We start from the raw sequence: 15336 nt of genomic DNA, 5'->3' as shown, positions 1-15336 counted from the left end.
CTGGTGGGATCAGACTTCCGGCAGAACGATCCTGGCTTCAAAACCGTCCACCTGACCGGTGGCTGGCGACAGCAGATCGAGGCGACCGCCGATCTGCGCGACAATACGCTCGGCGATGGCAAGGCCGAGGCCGGAGCCGGAAGCTTTGGTCCTGCCGCGCCAGAAGCGCTTTTTCAGACCGGCCAGTTCTTCCTGTGACAGCACATGGCCACCGTTCAGAACACGAATGATACCGGCGTCGATCCTGACGGTCACCTCGTCGTCGGCCGGGCCGTGGATCAGGGCGTTTTCGATCAGGTTGCGCATGACGATTGCGAAGCCGTCGATATCGACGTTGCGGATTAGCTTTCCGTCCGCCTCGTTTTCCAGGAGAATGCGCCCGGCCGTGCCTGTGTCGCGGTCGTAGTCGCCGATGATGGTTTCGATGATGGCGATCAGATCGGCCGGCTTGTCGCCGGTGCCGATGCCGGCCTGGGCGCGGGAGAGCTGCAGCAGCTTCTCCGCAAGCCGGCCGAGATTGGAGAGCGAGGTCTCGATGCGTCCAGCGCGATCGACAAGCGGCCCTTTCGGCAGCTCTGCGATCAGGCGCTGGGTCTGCGCGAGCGCGCCTGCAATCGGCGTGCGTAGCTCATGGGCGCTGTTGGCGGTGAATTCCCGCTCGGCTTCGAGGGCGGAGCGCAGGCGGCCGAGCAACAGATTGACGGAGCGGGCGATCGGCTGCAGCTCGTGCGGCAGCGTATCGCTCTCCAAGGGGGCCATGTTGCCGCCGTCCTTGGTGGCGATTTCCGATCGCAACCGGTCGATCGGGCGAAGAGAGCGGCCGACGATGAACCAAATGGCGAGGATGCTGCCCGGGATCAGGGCGAGCAACGGCCAGAGGAGGGCGACGCCGCTTTCGCGGGCTGCTTCCCGGCGGTTCTTGAAGGCATCGGCGACATGTAGGAAGAGCGCGCCGTCCGGCGAGGATTCGGTATAGATCCGGTATTTCCCCGTATTATGGAAACCGATCGCCAGCGGCACGTCGTAAGGCGTCGTGGGCGCATCATGGGAATGCAGGAGGAGCTTGCCGGTCGCGTCGAGCACTTGGTAAGTCAGGTATTCCCGATTCAGTCCCCTCTCCATGTTTTCAAGGGTCTGCGGATCGGCGGCGGGATCGCGATCGGCGAGATCGTCGACCACCAGCGGCATCAGCCGCTGGGCGGTTTCCTGCAATGCACCGTCGAAGGTCTCGGAGAGCTCCTTGTTGACCACATAGACACCGATCCCGACAGCGATCAGCCAGAACAGGACGACGGTGCCGGTGAGCGCCGCAATCAAGCGGCGTGTGATGCTGGTGCGCTTGGGAGCCTTGCGCTGCTTCATCTCTCACCCAGGCAATAGCCGACGCCGCGGGCGGTGCGGATGCGGTCCCTGCCGATCTTTTTGCGCAGACGGCTGACATAGACTTCCACGGTGTTGCTTTCGATTTCCGAGCCGAAGGCGTAAAGCGCTTCTTCGATCTGGTCTTTCGAGACGATGGCGCCTGGTCGTGCCACCAGCAGATCCAGAACCGCCCATTCGCGCCCGGTCAGTACGACATCCTTGCCCGAGAGCGAAATGCGCCGCTGCGGCAGGTCGATTTCGAGATCGGCAACGCGGATAGTTGGTTGTGGACTGCCGCTATAGCGACGGGCCACCGCCATGATGCGGGCGGAGAGTTCGTCGAGATTGAACGGCTTGACGAGATAGTCGTCGGCGCCGCTGTTCAGCCCGTCGATGCGGTCGGAAATCTGGTCGCGGGCTGTCAGAATGATGACGGGCGTTTCATCAGGTTTGCGGCGCAGTTTCTTTAGGAAGTCGATGCCTATGCCGTCGGGAAGCTGCAGGTCGAGCAGGATAAGGCCGTAATGCACGGCGCTGGTGACCTCTGTCGCGTCGGCCAGGTTTTTTACCCAGTCGATGGCATGCGGGGTCGCAGCGATATGGTCACGAACCGCGCCGCCGATCGTCTCATCGTCTTCGACCAGAAGAATCCTCACCTGTCCCTCGCAACTTTCGCGCTGCTGCAGTTAATGCCGCCGAACCTATCTGGTCAATAAAGGCCGAAATAAGCCACAATGAGAAGCACACATCTTATCCCTGCCTTCTCCGACCGATAACGTTCACGGCGGCTATGGACAGAGATCGGCGCCGCGATTACTTCTTGCGTCCCAACAAGGAGCGCGGCTGTAAGTTGCCGCTGATCGAAGAGCTTGAGGAGGCTCGTTCATGCTGAAGGGAATTTCGCCGCTATTGAATGCGGATGTGTTGCATGCGTTGCAATCGATGGGGCATGGCGACATGCTGGCGATCGTCGATACGAACTTTCCGGCCGACGCGGTTGCACGCGAGACCAGGCTGGGCCGCCTTCTGCGGATCGACAATGTATCGGCGGCCGAAGCTGTTTCGGCGGTGTTGTCGCTGATGCCGCTGGATACGTTCATCGCTGATGCGGCGGCGCGTATGGAGGTGGTCGGCGCGGCGGACGTCGTGCCACAGGTTCAGGAGGAAGTGCAGGCGGCGATCAATCGCGCCGAAGGCAAACATTGGCCTCTGACGTCGGTCGAGCGTTTCGCTTTCTATGAGCGGGCAAAAACCGCCCATTGCGTGATCCAGACCGGGGAGCGCCGTTTCTATGGTTGCTTTACCTTGACCAAGGGCGTCATCCCGCCGGAAAACTGAGTAACGTACCCGTCTGGAAAAAGCGGCGCTGTTTTTGCATCTACGAAGGAATGTGATGGCCAGGAAGTTGGATTCCCAAGGACGGCTTGACGACGCGGCGCGAGCTGGCTGGCTGTATTACGTTGCCGGGCGGACGCAGGACGAGATCGCCATCGCCATGGGAATTTCCCGGCAATCGGCGCAGCGGCTGGTGTCGCTCGCGGTTGCCGAACGGCTGATCAAGGTGCGGCTTGATCATCCGATTGCCGCCTGCCTCGAATATGCCGCGGCGCTGCGCCAAAAATTCAAGCTCAGGCATGTCGAAGTGGTGCCGAGCGATCCGAACGGGACATCGTCCACGGTCGGCATCGCCGAAGCAGGGGCGGCCGAGATCGAGCGTTGGCTGAAGCGCAGCGATCCGATCGTGCTGGCGATCGGTACCGGCCGGACGCTGAAGGCAGCCGTCGATCAACTGCCGGCCATCGAATGTCCGCAGCATCGCGTCGTATCGCTGACCGGCAATATCGGTCCGGACGGTTCGGCCGCCTATTACAATGTCATCTTCAGCATGGCCGATGCGGTCAAGGCACGGCACTATCCCATGCCGCTGCCGGTGCTCGTCTCCTCGGCCGCCGAACGCGAACTCTTGCATGCGCAAGCGCTGGTGCGCTCGACGCTCGATATCAGCGCACAGGCCGACGTGACTTTCGTCGGTATCGGCGAGATGGGCATCGAGGCGCCGCTATGTCTCGATGGATTTCTCGAGAAGGACGAGATGCTGGCATTGATGAAACGGGGAGCGGCCGGCGAAATCTGCGGCTGGGTCTTCGATGGCCAGGGCAAGCTGATGTCGGACGACGTCAACGACCGTGTCGCCAGCGCTCCGCTTCCGCCGCGCGAAGCCTCCTCGGTCATCGGAATCGCCAAGGGCAAACGCAAGTTCGAGGCCATCAAGGCTGCCGTTACAGGCCACCAGATCAATGGTTTGATCACCGACGAAGCGGTTGCTGAATTTTTGCTCAGAGACTGAGCAAAAAATAAACGTCATAAAAACAAATAGATGAGCTGTACGTTCGGCGACGCAGCAACGAATCCGCATTGACATTTTGCGGCAAAAGACGAGTAATTGCTCACGAGCAAAGCGAATGCTCATCTTTTGATCTTCTGGGAGGAAGATATGAAATTGAAAACTTTCCTGCTGGGCGCATGCTCCGCACTGGTGTTTGCTGGAATGGCGTCCGCCGAAACCCTCACGATTGCCACCGTGAACAATGGCGACATGGTCCGTATGCAGAAGCTTACGGACGATTTCAAAGCTAAGAACCCCGACATTGACCTGCAGTGGGTCACGCTCGAAGAAAACGTATTGCGCCAGAAGGTTACGACCGACATCGCTACCAAGGGCGGCCAATATGACGTGCTGACGATCGGCACCTATGAAGTGCCGATCTGGAGTAAGCTCGGCTGGCTCGCGCCGCTCGATAAGCTTACTGCCGACAAGAACTATGATGTAGATGACATTCTCCCGCCTATCCGCAGTGGACTGACGGTGAATGGTAAGCTCTATGCTGCGCCGTTCTACGGCGAAAGCTCGATGGTGATGTACCGTAAGGACCTGTTCGAAAAGGCCGGTTTGAAGATGCCGGATGCGCCGACCTGGGACTTCATCGCCGACGCAGCCCGCAAGATTGCCGACAAGGACCATGAGATCTACGGCATCTGCCTTCGCGGCAAGGCCGGCTGGGGCGAAAACATGGCTTTCCTGACGGCGATGTCGAATTCGTTCGGCGCTCGCTGGTTCGACGAGAAGTGGAAGCCACAGTTCGATCAGCCGGAATGGAAGGACACGCTGGACTTCTACGTCAAGCTGATGAAGGACGCCGGCCCTCCGGGCGCTTCGTCCAACGGCTTCAACGAAAACCTCTCGCTGTTCCAGACCGGCAAGTGCGGTATGTGGATTGACGCGACGGTCGCAGCCTCCTTCGTTTCCGACCCGAAGCAGTCGAAGGTTGCCGACAAGGTCGGCTTCGCCCTGGCGCCGGACAAGGGCCTCGGCAAGCGCGGCAACTGGCTCTGGGCATGGAGCCTGGCGGTCCCGGCTTCTTCGAAGAAGACCGAAGCTGCTGAGAAGTTCATCGAATGGGCAACCAGCAAGGATTACACCAACCTCGTTGCTCAGAAGGAAGGCTGGCTGAATGCACCTCCCGGCACCCGCGCCTCGCTCTATGCGAATGCGGACTATCAGAAGGCAGCACCTTTCGCGAAGATGACGCTTGACTCGATCAACGCGGCTGATCCGGCTCACCCGACCGTCAAGCCGGTTCCGTATGTCGGCGTCCAGTTCGTCGCTATCCCTGAGTTCCAGGGTATCGGCACCGCCGTCGGCCAGCAGTTCTCCGCTGCCCTTGCAGGTCAGATCCCCGTGGATCAGGCTCTCAAGGCCGCGCAGCAACTGACCAGCCGTGAAATGACCAAGGCTGGCTATCCGAAATAAGAAACCTCCCAAGGTGAGGAGGGGGCGCCTCGCCGCGCTCCCTCCATTAGGCCGCCGCGTGCCCGAACTGCTCTTCGGCGGCCTGCTTTATTTTAGCCGGTCCGGTCCACGGCCACCTCTCCCTGCTAAAAGATAGGTCGGTACTTGCCATGGCAACGCTACACACCCGTTCCACCGCCCGCGTCATGATGGCGCCTTCCGTGTTGCTCCTCTTCGCGTGGATGATCGTCCCGCTGGTCATGACGATCTATTTCTCGACGCTGAACTACAATCTCATGTCCCCCGGCGAGCATGAATTCATCGGGCTTCTCAACTACCAATATTTCGTCACCGACCCGGCCTTCTGGAATTCGCTGCTGGTCACGCTTCTGCTCGTGGGCGGCGCGTTGATCATCACGGTGGTCGGCGGCATCGCTCTCGCGCTCCTTCTCGATCAGCCGATCTTCGGCCAAGGCATTGTGCGGATGCTGGTGCTAGCGCCCTTCTTCGTCATGCCGACGGTCGCCGCCCTTGTTTGGAAACATATGTTCATGAACCCGGTAAACGGGCTTCTGGCGCATCTTTTCAAGTTTTTCGGGCTCGAACCGCTGACCTGGCTGGAGACGGTTCCCCTATTTTCGATCATCATCATCATTGCCTGGCAGTGGCTGCCCTTCGCAACGCTCATCCTGCTGACGGCATTGCAGTCACTTGACGAAGAGCAGAAGGAAGCCGCCGAAATGGACGGCGCCGGTGCGGTTTCGAAGTTCATCTACATCGTCCTGCCGCATCTGGCACGTGCGATCACGGTCGTCATCCTCATCGAGACGATCTTCCTGCTCTCGGCCTTCGCCGAAATCCTGGTCACCACCAATGGCGGTCCGGGCACGGCCACGACCAACCTTACTTACCTGGTCTATTCGCAGCTCGTTCTGCAGCAAGACGTCGGCGGCGCATCGGCGGGCGGCATCATCGCCGTCATTCTCGCCAATATCGTCGCGATCTTCCTGATGCGCGCAGTCGGCAAGAATCTGGAGGCTTAAGATGGCTCGCACTGTCTCAACCAAACGCAAGGTGGTCGTATCCGTCGTCGCCTGGGTCGTCGCGATCCTGATCTTCTTCCCGATCCTCTGGACGTTCCTGACGAGCTTCAAAACGGAAGGCGACGCCGTCGCTTCGCCTCCACAGTTCCTCTTCTTCCATTGGACGCTGGAGAATTATTTCGAGGTGCAATCGCGCTCGAACTATTTCCTCCACTTCGGCAACTCGGTTCTCATCGCCTTCGGTTCAACGATCCTCGGCTTGATCGTCGCCGTTCCGGCTGCCTGGGCCATGGCGTTTTCTCCGACCAAGCGCACCAAGGACGTGCTGATGTGGATGCTGTCCACGAAGATGATGCCGCCGGTTGGTGCCTTCATCCCGATTTACCTGCTGTTCCAGGCTTTCGGTCTGCTCAACAACCAGTTCGCCAGCCGCCTCGGCATGGTCGTCGTGCTGATGCTGATCAACCTGCCGATCATCGTCTGGATGCTCTACACCTACTTCAAGGAAATCCCCGGCGAGATCCTCGAAGCGGCCCGCATGGACGGCGCGTCGCTGGCCAAGGAGATTATCTATGTGCTGACGCCGATGGCGATCCCGGGCCTTGCCTCGACGATGCTGCTCAACATCATCCTGGCATGGAATGAGGCCTTCTGGACGCTGAACCTCTCCGCGGTCGACGCGGCGCCGCTCAGCACCTTCATTGCCTCCTATTCCAGCCCGGAAGGCTTGTTCTACGCCAAGCTTTCGGCAGCATCGACCATGGCGATCGCCCCGATCCTGATTCTCGGCTGGTTCTCGCAAAAACAACTCGTTCGCGGCCTCACCTTCGGCGCGGTTAAGTAAGGAAGAGAAACATGGGTAGCATTGTCCTTAAGAAGGTTTCTAAGGTCTTCGGCGAAGCCAAGGTCATCCCTTCCATCGACCTTGACATCAATGACGGCGAGTTCGTCGTGTTCGTCGGCCCCTCCGGTTGCGGCAAGTCTACGCTGCTGCGTCTGATCGCCGGCCTCGAAGATGTTTCCAGCGGCCAGATTTTGATCGACGGCAAGGATGGCACCAATCTGGCGCCCTCCGAACGCCGCCTTGCCATGGTGTTCCAGTCTTATGCGCTTTATCCGCATATGAGCGTTCGCAAGAACATCGCCTTTCCGCTCAAGATGGCGAACTTGCCGCAAGCGGAAATCGACAAGAAGGTGGCAGAAGCGGCGCGCGTTCTGAACCTGACGGATTATCTTGAGCGCAAGCCGCGGCAGCTATCCGGCGGTCAGCGCCAGCGCGTCGCCATCGGCCGCGCTATCGTGCGCCAGCCGGTAGCCTTCCTGTTCGACGAACCCTTGTCGAACCTCGATGCGGCATTGCGCGTCAACATGCGCCTCGAAATCAGTGAACTACACAACCAGCTCAAGACGACGATGATTTACGTGACGCACGACCAGGTCGAGGCCATGACCATGGCCGACAAGATCGTGGTCCTGAACCGCGGCAATGTGGAGCAGGTCGGTTCGCCGCTCGAGCTATACCGCAGCCCGCAGAACCTTTTTGTTGCCGGCTTCATCGGCTCGCCGAAAATGAACTTCGTCACGGGTGCCTATGCGCAGAACCTCGGCGCCCATACGATTGGCGTCCGCCCGGAACACGTGCTGCTGTCGACCACCGAGGGTGATTGGCAGGGCAAAGTGAATGTTGCCGAACATCTCGGCTCTGACACGTTCCTGCATATCGATGCCGATGGCATCGGCACCATCACGGCCCGCGGCACCGGCGATTTCCCGGCTCGTGCCGGCGACACCGTCTATCTCACACCCGACAAATCTCGCATCCACCGGTTCAGCGAAACGGGGCGGGCGATCTAGATCGAACGCCCTCGCCATGCCCGGCCCCGCGCGGGCAGCGAATGCCATTTAGCTTGGGCCTGCATCTGTCGCTAAAGGTGGGCCCAGGTCATCCTGGCCGGAGAAGTATTCCCAACCTCTCCGGAGCAAAAGACCTTTCAGAAGGACTTGAGACATGACCTGCAAATTATCGCTCGCAACCCTTCAGGAGGCGGCCGCAACCGCTGCCATCCCGGCCTACGAACCGAAGTCGCTGTCGGCGGGCATCGTTCATTTCGGCGTCGGCAATTTCCATCGCGCGCATCAGGCAATCTACCTCGACGACCTCTTCAATGCGGGCCAGGACCATGATTGGGCGATCATCGGCGCCGGCGTGCTGCCTTCGGACGCCGCCATGCGCGAGAAGCTCGCGGCTCAGAATTTCCTGACGACTGTGGTTGAGCAGGACAATAATCGCACCGCCGCGCGCGTTACGGCACCGATGATCGATATTCTGCCGGTCGGTGACGCCAAGATCATCATCGCCAGGCTTGCCGATCCTTCGATTCGCATCGTCTCGATGACGATCACCGAAGGCGGCTACTTCATCGACGCCTCCGGCAAGTTCAATCCCGCACATCCGGCCATCGTCGCCGACGGTCAGAACCCGGGCGAGCCGAAGACGGTGTTCGGCCTGATCGTTGCCGGTCTCAAGGCTCGCCGTGCTGCCGGCCTGCAAGCCTTTACGGTGATGTCCTGCGACAACATTCCCCACAATGGCGGCGTCACGAAAGCGGCCGTCGTCGGGACGGCGCAGCTTTCGGATCCGGCCTTTGCCGACTGGATCGCCGCCAATGTCGCCTTCCCGAACGGTATGGTCGACCGCATTACGCCTGCAACCGGCGCCCGCGAGATCGACCTGCTGAAGGAAGTCTTCGATATCGAGGACAATTGGCCGGTCTATTGCGAAGAGTTCAAGCAATGGGTGCTGGAAGACAATTTCCCGGCGGGCCGCCCGGCGCTCGAAAAGGTCGGCGTGACGTTCGTGCCGGATGTCACGCCTTACGAGCACATGAAGATCCGCATCCTCAACGGCGGCCATGCGGCCATCGCCTATCCGGCGGCGCTGATGGACGTGCATTTCGTGCACGAGGCCATGGAAGAGCCCTTGATCCGTGCCTACCTCGCCAAGCTCGAGAACGAAGAGATCATTCCCGTCATCCCGCCCGTGCCGAACACGGTGCTTGCCGATTATTTCAAGCTGATCGAGCGGCGCTTCTCCAATCCGAAGATTGCCGACACCATTCCGCGCCTGGCCCAGGACGGTTCGAACCGGCAGCCGAAGTTCATCCTGCCGTCGACTGCCGATCGCCTGCGTCGCAACGAAGATGTCGTAGGCCTGGCGCTGGTTTCGGCACTGTGGTGCCGCTACTTCGCCGGCACCACCGACAGCGGCAAGGATATCGTCTTCAACGATGCCAGCGCCGACCGGCTGCATGCCGCGGCACTGAAAGCCAAGGATGATCCGAACGCCTTCCTCGTCTTCGACGATATTTTCGGCAACGTCGCCAAGTCGGATCTTTTCCGCAAGCGCTTTGCCCATGCATTAAAAACGCTGTGGGAAAAGGGTACGCGCGCCACCCTGCAGCTATACCTCGACAACAAACTCGCGGAATAACTATCCACCGGCCGGGGCGCTCAAGTCCCGGCCGAATTTTTATGGTCAAAACCTGCGTTTCAAGAGATGCAGCGGAAAACAGGGTTCGGGTTGGATCAGCGATGACTGATGCGGAGAAGGGACTCGTAATCTTCGATTGCGATGGTGTGCTCGTTGACAGCGAGCCGTTGTCCGTCAGCGTGCTTATCGACGCGATGCACGATGTCGGCGTGAATATGAGCGAGGAAGACATCTACAGCCGATTCCTCGGCAAAAGCCTTGCCACGCTCGTCGACACGCTGGAGACCGAATTCGACGTCTTCATCGATCAGGATTTTCTCGATCGCATCCGAAACGACCTTTATGACCGCTTCCGGCACGAACTGAAGCCGATCGGCGGCATCGCCGAGACGCTGGATAGGCTGGCCATTCCGCGTTGCGTCGCCTCCTCCAGCCAGATGGAGCGCATCCGGTTGTCGCTCGGCGTTACCGGTCTGTTGGAGCGGCTGGAGCCGAACATATTCAGCGCCAGCATGGTCAAGCGCGGCAAACCGGCACCCGATCTCTTCCTTTATGCCGCCAAGCAGATGCAGGTCGCTCCGCAAAACTGTATCGTCGTCGAAGACAGTCCGGCCGGGATCACGGCGGCGAGGGCGGCCGGCATGACGGTTTTCGCCTTCACCGGCGGCTCGCATGCTCATTCGCCGAGTTACAGGGCTGAACTTGAGCAGCTTTCTCCTGAGGTGGTGTTTGACGCAATGCCGGATTTGATACACCTTGTCCGCAATAAGACGTAAGTGGACGGGGCCCCTTCTGTATGCGTGATCACGTGGTTGCGGTCGATATCGGTACTGGCAGCGCCCGTGCCGGGGTGTTCACTTCGCGCGGCGCTCTACTGGCCAAGGGCGAACATCCGATCTTCATGAACCGCCCGCGTGAGAATCACGCCGAGCACGATTCCGAAAACATCTGGGCCGCTGTCTGCACGGCCGTGCGTGCTGCCGTCGCGGCCTCCGGAGTGGATGCATCCGTCATCGGCGCCATAGGCTTCGACGCCACCTGTTCGCTGGTGGTGCGCGATACCAACGGCAAGCCGCTCACGGTTTCGACCGGCGGTGAAGACCGGTTCGATACCATCGTCTGGCTCGATCACCGGGCACTTGTCGAAGCGGATTTCTGCACGGCCACCAAGCATCCGGTTCTGGAACATTCCGGCCACTTCATGTCGCCGGAGATGGAGATGCCGAAGCTGATGTGGCTGAAGAAAAATCTGCCGCAGAGTTGGGCCAAGGCGGGCTATTTCTTCGATCTCGCCGATTTCATGACCTGGAAGGCAACGGGTTCGCTTGCGCGCTCGCGCTGCACGCTGACGGCGAAATGGAATTATCTCGCCCATCGCAAGCCAGGCTGGCAGACGGATTTCCTCAATGTGATTGGTCTTGGCGATCTGCGCGAACGCGGCAACCTGCCGGAGGAGACAGCTCCCGTCGGGCAAAGCGTCGGTACGCTGACGGCGGAAGCAGCTAATGCTTTGGGGCTCGACCGCGAGTGCCATGTCGGGGCAGGAATGATCGATGCCTATGCCGGCGCTCTCGGTACACTCGCAGGCCATTCCGGCGATCTCGGCGCGCTGGAGCACCAGCTGGCACTGATTGCCGGCACGTCGAGTTGCGTCGTCTCCTTTTCGCGTGAGCGCAGGCGCAGCACCGGCATGTGGGGACCCTATTACGAAGCCGTGTTTTCGGATACCTGGCTGGTCGAAGCCGGGCAATCGGCGACCGGCGCGCTTCTCGATTATATCGTCGGCATGCATGCGGCCGGCGGCGAACCGACGGCGGCGTTGCATGACCGCATCGTGAAGCGCATCGCCGAACTGCGCGCCATCGAGGGCGATGCCTTTGGCGAGCGTATCCATGTGCTTCCGGATTTTCACGGCAATCGATCGCCGCTTGCCGATCCGCACGCGGTTGGCGTCGTCAGCGGCTTGACGCTGGACGCGTCCTTCGATGGCCTGTGCCGCCTCTACTGGAGAACCAGCATCGGGGTTGCGCTCGGCATTCGCCATATTCTCGAGAAGATGCATGACTATGGCTACGTGCCCGATACCCTGCATGTCGCCGGCGGCCATGTGAAGAATGCCGTGTTGATGGAGCTTTATTCCGATGTCACCGGCTGCAAGGTGGTCGTGCCGGAGATGAACGAGGCGGTGCTGTTGGGAACGGCAATCGCGGCTTCCGTTTCCTGCGGTCTCTACGAAAACCTAGGGGCGGCCGGCGCGGCCATGTATCCAGGCGGTCGCGAGCGTTTGCCGGACAAGCGCAAAAAGGCGCTTTATGACCGCGATTACCGGCGATTTCTCGCCATGTACCGCCATCGTGCCGAACTCGATTCCATGGAATAAAAAAGTCGGAAGAGGGTTCCAGCGGTCATGTCATCGCTTGCCGATCGTTACCGAAGCGGCGCGTGGGCGAACATGCCTTCCAGCTCCTCAATCCTGCGGATGCGGGTCTCCGCCTCTTCACCGGCGGCCTGAACGACGGTGGCAGCCAGGAATTCCAGCAAGGCCATCATCGCCGCCAGATTTTCGTGAGGACCGGCGCGCAGCGGTGGCAGCGACAGAGTCATATTGGCAAATTCATGTGCCCATTCGGTATATTGGCTGGTGATCAGCAGCACCTTATAGCCGGCGCGGCGGGCGGAACGCGCAAGCAGCCGCGACGTGACGAAGCGGTGCGAATCGATGATCACTACCAGCGCGTCGGTCGATTGGTGGCCGAGCAGCTCGATATAGCTGCCGTTGGCGCCGTCCAGGAACTGCACATGGTCGCGAGCAAATGCGAGGCGGTCGCAGAGATGGCGCCCGAGGCTGGCGAGGCTAAGATGTGCGGTGATGAAAACCTCGCTGGCCGAAAGGATAGTCGCCACCGCATCCAGCCATTGCGGCTGGCTGGTGAGATTATAGATATGCTGGAGCATCTCGACTTGCTCGGCGATCTGGCCGGCGATCGGGCGTCCCTCGCTGGCGTCCTTTTGCAATTGTTCCAGAACGTTCGGCAGCTGCAGCGCCACCGGCGCTACATTTTCCCGCAGATGCACTTTGATGCCATCCAGGCCCTGATAGCCGAGCGACCGCAGAAAGCGCCCGACGGTCATCGGGCTCAGCTCCAGCCTGTCGGCGACGGAAGAGGCAGTTTCGAAGGGCAACTCTGTCAAATGTTCGGAAAAATACTTGGCTATTCGGCGCTCGGCAGGAGTGCCTGTCTTGATATATTGTCTGAGTTTCTGACCAAGGTCTTCCAAATGTTACGCCTCGCTGACGGTCTATCCGAAGTGCGATCGCGCCGAATGCAGAAACAATCGGGTGGTTTGCAATTTTTTGATGGACCGGTGATCATGTTTAGGTTGTTGTTTTTCGTATGACACCCAAAATATATTAGTATGTACTTTATTACAACAATTCAAATGGGTGATGGATATTACGCGCTTGACGGGAAGATATTGAGGTAATTGCAATCACTATTTACATATCGAGCTACGACCAAGGGGATATCTGACGAATGATCATCCATGCCGCGCGTCTTTCCATCGCAAACCTCTTTGCAGCCGAAACGCGCAAGGTTTTCTGGAAGGTCCTGGGACTGACGTTGCTCGCGCTTGTTGCTCTCTGGTTTGTGCTGCGCGGCACCTTCCTTAGCTATGTCTTGCCTTGGTTACAGAGCTTCATGCCGACCATACCGGATTGGACGAGCTGGCTCACCTTTCTCTTCGCAGTTCTGGCGGGTCTCGGTCTGGCACTCCTATTGGCGCTACTGATTTCGCCGATAACGGCAGTGATCGCAGGTCTTTTTCTCGATGAAGTCGCCGAGGTGGTGGAGAAACGAGATTATCCGGCCGATGCGCCGGGAAAAGCTCTGCCGTTTGCCGCGGCCATGAAGAGTTCACTGAGATTCCTCGGCGTCGTCGTCGTTGGCAACATCATCGCGCTGCTTCTCCTTTTCATTCCCGGCGTCAATCTCATCGCCTTTTTTCTGGTTAACGGCTATCTGCTCGGCAGGGAATTTTTCGAATTCGCCGCGATGCGCTTTCGGCCACCGGAAGAAGCACGGCGGTTTCGCATCAAATATGGTTTCACAGTCTTTCTGTCCGGGCTGGTGATCGCCGCCTTCCTCGCCATTCCCATCGTCAACCTTTTGACGCCGCTGTTTGCGGCTGGGATGATGGTGCACCTGCACAAGCTTCTTTCCCAGAAGGAAGCGGCTCGCCGCATCTGACACTTGGAGCGGCTGCGACTCTATCCCTTTGTTTTTACGCAATTCCGGACGGAAAACCGCTTCGCACTTTTCCTGGAATTGCTCTAGCCGGCCGCCTCCACGCCGAGCAGTTGCGGCGGGAGCGGGACCAATGGCGCGGGTATATCCCAGGTCTTTTCGGGCGAGCGACAGAGGTCGGCGATGACGCAGCGCTCGCATTCCGGCTTGCGCGCTTTGCAGACATAGCGCCCGTGCAGGATCAGCCAGTGATGGGCGTGGTAGAGATATTGATCCGGGATCACCTTCATCAGCCGTTGTTCGACCTCGTCCGGCGTCTTGCCGGGCGCGAGCAGCAATCGGTTGGCGATGCGGAAAATATGGGTGTCGACGGCGAGGGTTGCCTGGCCGAAGGCCATGGAGAGGACGACATTGGCTGTCTTGCGGCCGACGCCCGGCAGGGTCATCAGCTCCTCGCGCGTCTGCGGCACTTCGCCGTCGAAATCCCGGATAAGCTTCTCCGATAGTGCCACGACGTTCTTCGCCTTGTTGCGGTAAAGGCCGATCGTCTTGATGTAGTCGCGGATACGCTCTTCACCGAGATCGAGCATCTTTTGTGGCGTGTCGGCGACGGCGAAGAGGGCGCGGGTCGCCTTGTTGACGCCGGCATCGGTTGCCTGTGCCGACAGAGCCACGGCAACCACGAGGGTAAAGGGATTGACGTGTTCCAACTCCCCCTTCGGCTCAGGCCGCTGAATGGAGAAGCGACGGAAGATTTCGTCCAAATCCGCCTTGGAGTAGGGGCTTTTGAAAGCCGTCTTGCGGCCCGCCGTCGCATTTGACTTTTTCGCGTTCGGCGCGCTGGATTTGATCTTGGGATTTGCCATGAACGACCTATACTCAAGTCCTATGACCGAACGCAACGCCGATACTGACATCGATACCAACAGGCCGGTCTTCGCCGCCGAATTGTTTCCCCATCGCTCCCTGGGGCGAAAGGGGTTCAAGGTGATGCTGACGCTGATGGGGGCATTCTGCCTGATTTATAGCGTCGTGTTCATCCTTCGCGGCGCGTGGCCGATAGGCATCTTTTTCGGTGCGGATTTCGTCCTGCTCTACGGCGCCTTCTGGCTGAACTACCGTTCGGGCAGGGTGCGGGAGGAAGTGACCGTGTCGCGCACCGACGTTTCGATCCGCAAGTTCTCGCCCTCGGGCCGCATGGTCGAGCACCGCTTCAATCCGTTCTGGACACGTTTTCTCGTTCGCCGACACAGGGAAATCGGTGTTGTGTCGATGCATGTCCGCGACAAAAGCCATGACACCGATGTCGGCTCCTTTCTCAATCCCGATGATCGGGAGAGTTTCGCGAAGGCTTTCAAACGCGCGCTCGCGACGGTGACGCAACGGATATGAGCGCTTAAGCAA

General features: G+C 59.6%; 15 protein-coding genes. 11 read left to right on the top strand and 4 right to left on the bottom strand.

Going from position 1 to position 15336, the window contains the following annotated elements; translation table 11 throughout:
- Window positions 1-9 precede the first annotated feature (9 nt).
- Together PY649_RS10995 and PY649_RS10990 are read right to left on the bottom strand one after the other, a co-directional pair.
- A complete protein-coding gene (locus PY649_RS10995) occupies window positions 10-1362 on the bottom strand; it encodes an ATP-binding protein (protein ID WP_285868380.1) in 1353 nt (450 codons plus the stop codon).
- On the bottom strand, window positions 1359-2018 hold the full coding sequence (locus PY649_RS10990; RefSeq protein ID WP_285868378.1) for a response regulator: 660 nt from the start codon (window positions 2016-2018) through the stop codon (window positions 1359-1361). The genes PY649_RS10995 and PY649_RS10990 overlap by 4 nt, the downstream gene beginning before the upstream one ends.
- A 229-nt stretch (window positions 2019-2247) precedes the next feature.
- On the opposite strand from PY649_RS10990, the gene PY649_RS10985 reads away from it, so the two are divergent.
- The 9 genes from PY649_RS10985 (at window position 2248) to PY649_RS10945 (ending at window position 12065) form a co-directional block, all read left to right on the top strand.
- Window positions 2248-2700: an RbsD/FucU family protein gene (locus PY649_RS10985; RefSeq protein WP_285868377.1), complete on the top strand. Its 453-nt coding sequence runs from the start codon at window positions 2248-2250 to the stop codon at window positions 2698-2700.
- A gap of 55 nt (window positions 2701-2755) precedes the next feature.
- Window positions 2756-3709, top strand: a complete 954-nt coding sequence (locus PY649_RS10980; RefSeq protein WP_285868375.1) for a sugar-binding transcriptional regulator — start codon at window positions 2756-2758, stop codon at window positions 3707-3709.
- Window positions 3710-3856: 147 nt separating this feature from the next.
- Window positions 3857-5173, top strand: a complete 1317-nt coding sequence (locus tag PY649_RS10975; RefSeq protein WP_285868373.1) for an ABC transporter substrate-binding protein — start codon at window positions 3857-3859, stop codon at window positions 5171-5173.
- 149 nt (window positions 5174-5322) lie between these two features.
- Window positions 5323-6195, top strand: a complete 873-nt coding sequence (locus tag PY649_RS10970; RefSeq protein WP_285868371.1) for a carbohydrate ABC transporter permease — start codon at window positions 5323-5325, stop codon at window positions 6193-6195.
- A 1-nt stretch (window position 6196) separates the two neighbouring features.
- Window positions 6197-7039 carry a carbohydrate ABC transporter permease gene (locus PY649_RS10965; protein WP_285868369.1) on the top strand — a complete coding sequence of 281 codons (843 nt, stop codon included), beginning with the start codon at window positions 6197-6199 and terminating at the stop codon, window positions 7037-7039.
- Between the two features lie 11 nt (window positions 7040-7050).
- Window positions 7051-8049: an ABC transporter ATP-binding protein gene (locus PY649_RS10960; RefSeq protein WP_285868368.1), complete on the top strand. Its 999-nt coding sequence runs from the start codon at window positions 7051-7053 to the stop codon at window positions 8047-8049.
- Window positions 8050-8203: 154 nt separating this feature from the next.
- Entirely contained in the window at window positions 8204-9685 is a 1482-nt protein-coding gene (locus PY649_RS10955) for a mannitol dehydrogenase family protein (protein ID WP_285868367.1), read from the top strand.
- A gap of 101 nt (window positions 9686-9786) precedes the next feature.
- Complete coding sequence (locus tag PY649_RS10950) at window positions 9787-10461, top strand: HAD family hydrolase (protein ID WP_285868366.1); 675 nt, start codon at window positions 9787-9789, stop codon at window positions 10459-10461.
- 20 nt (window positions 10462-10481) lie between these two features.
- Window positions 10482-12065, top strand: coding sequence for an FGGY-family carbohydrate kinase (locus PY649_RS10945; RefSeq protein ID WP_285868365.1), 1584 nt, complete (start codon window positions 10482-10484; stop codon window positions 12063-12065).
- 47 nt (window positions 12066-12112) lie between these two features.
- Here the strand turns inward: PY649_RS10945 and PY649_RS10940 are convergent, their stop codons facing one another.
- Window positions 12113-12964, bottom strand: a complete 852-nt coding sequence (locus PY649_RS10940; protein WP_285868362.1) for a MurR/RpiR family transcriptional regulator — start codon at window positions 12962-12964, stop codon at window positions 12113-12115.
- 257 nt (window positions 12965-13221) lie between these two features.
- On the opposite strand from PY649_RS10940, the gene PY649_RS10935 reads away from it, so the two are divergent.
- Window positions 13222-13935 (top strand): sulfate transporter family protein, encoded by a 714-nt coding sequence (locus tag PY649_RS10935; RefSeq protein WP_285868361.1) that lies wholly within the window; start codon window positions 13222-13224, stop codon window positions 13933-13935.
- A gap of 83 nt (window positions 13936-14018) precedes the next feature.
- Here PY649_RS10935 and nth read toward each other — a convergent pair whose 3' ends face one another.
- A complete protein-coding gene (gene nth / locus PY649_RS10930) occupies window positions 14019-14798 on the bottom strand; it encodes an endonuclease III (RefSeq protein ID WP_285868360.1) in 780 nt (259 codons plus the stop codon).
- A gap of 22 nt (window positions 14799-14820) precedes the next feature.
- On the opposite strand from nth, the gene PY649_RS10925 reads away from it, so the two are divergent.
- Window positions 14821-15324 carry a DUF2244 domain-containing protein gene (locus PY649_RS10925; protein ID WP_285868428.1) on the top strand — a complete coding sequence of 168 codons (504 nt, stop codon included), beginning with the start codon at window positions 14821-14823 and terminating at the stop codon, window positions 15322-15324.
- The last annotated feature ends 12 nt before the right edge of the window (window positions 15325-15336 follow it).

It is taken from the genome of Rhizobium mayense (assembly GCF_030272705.1).
GTDB classification, from domain to species: domain Bacteria; phylum Pseudomonadota; class Alphaproteobacteria; order Rhizobiales; family Rhizobiaceae; genus Rhizobium; species Rhizobium mayense.
Note: the sequence above shows the minus strand (reverse complement) of the source record. Positions and strands in the feature narration are given on the sequence as shown.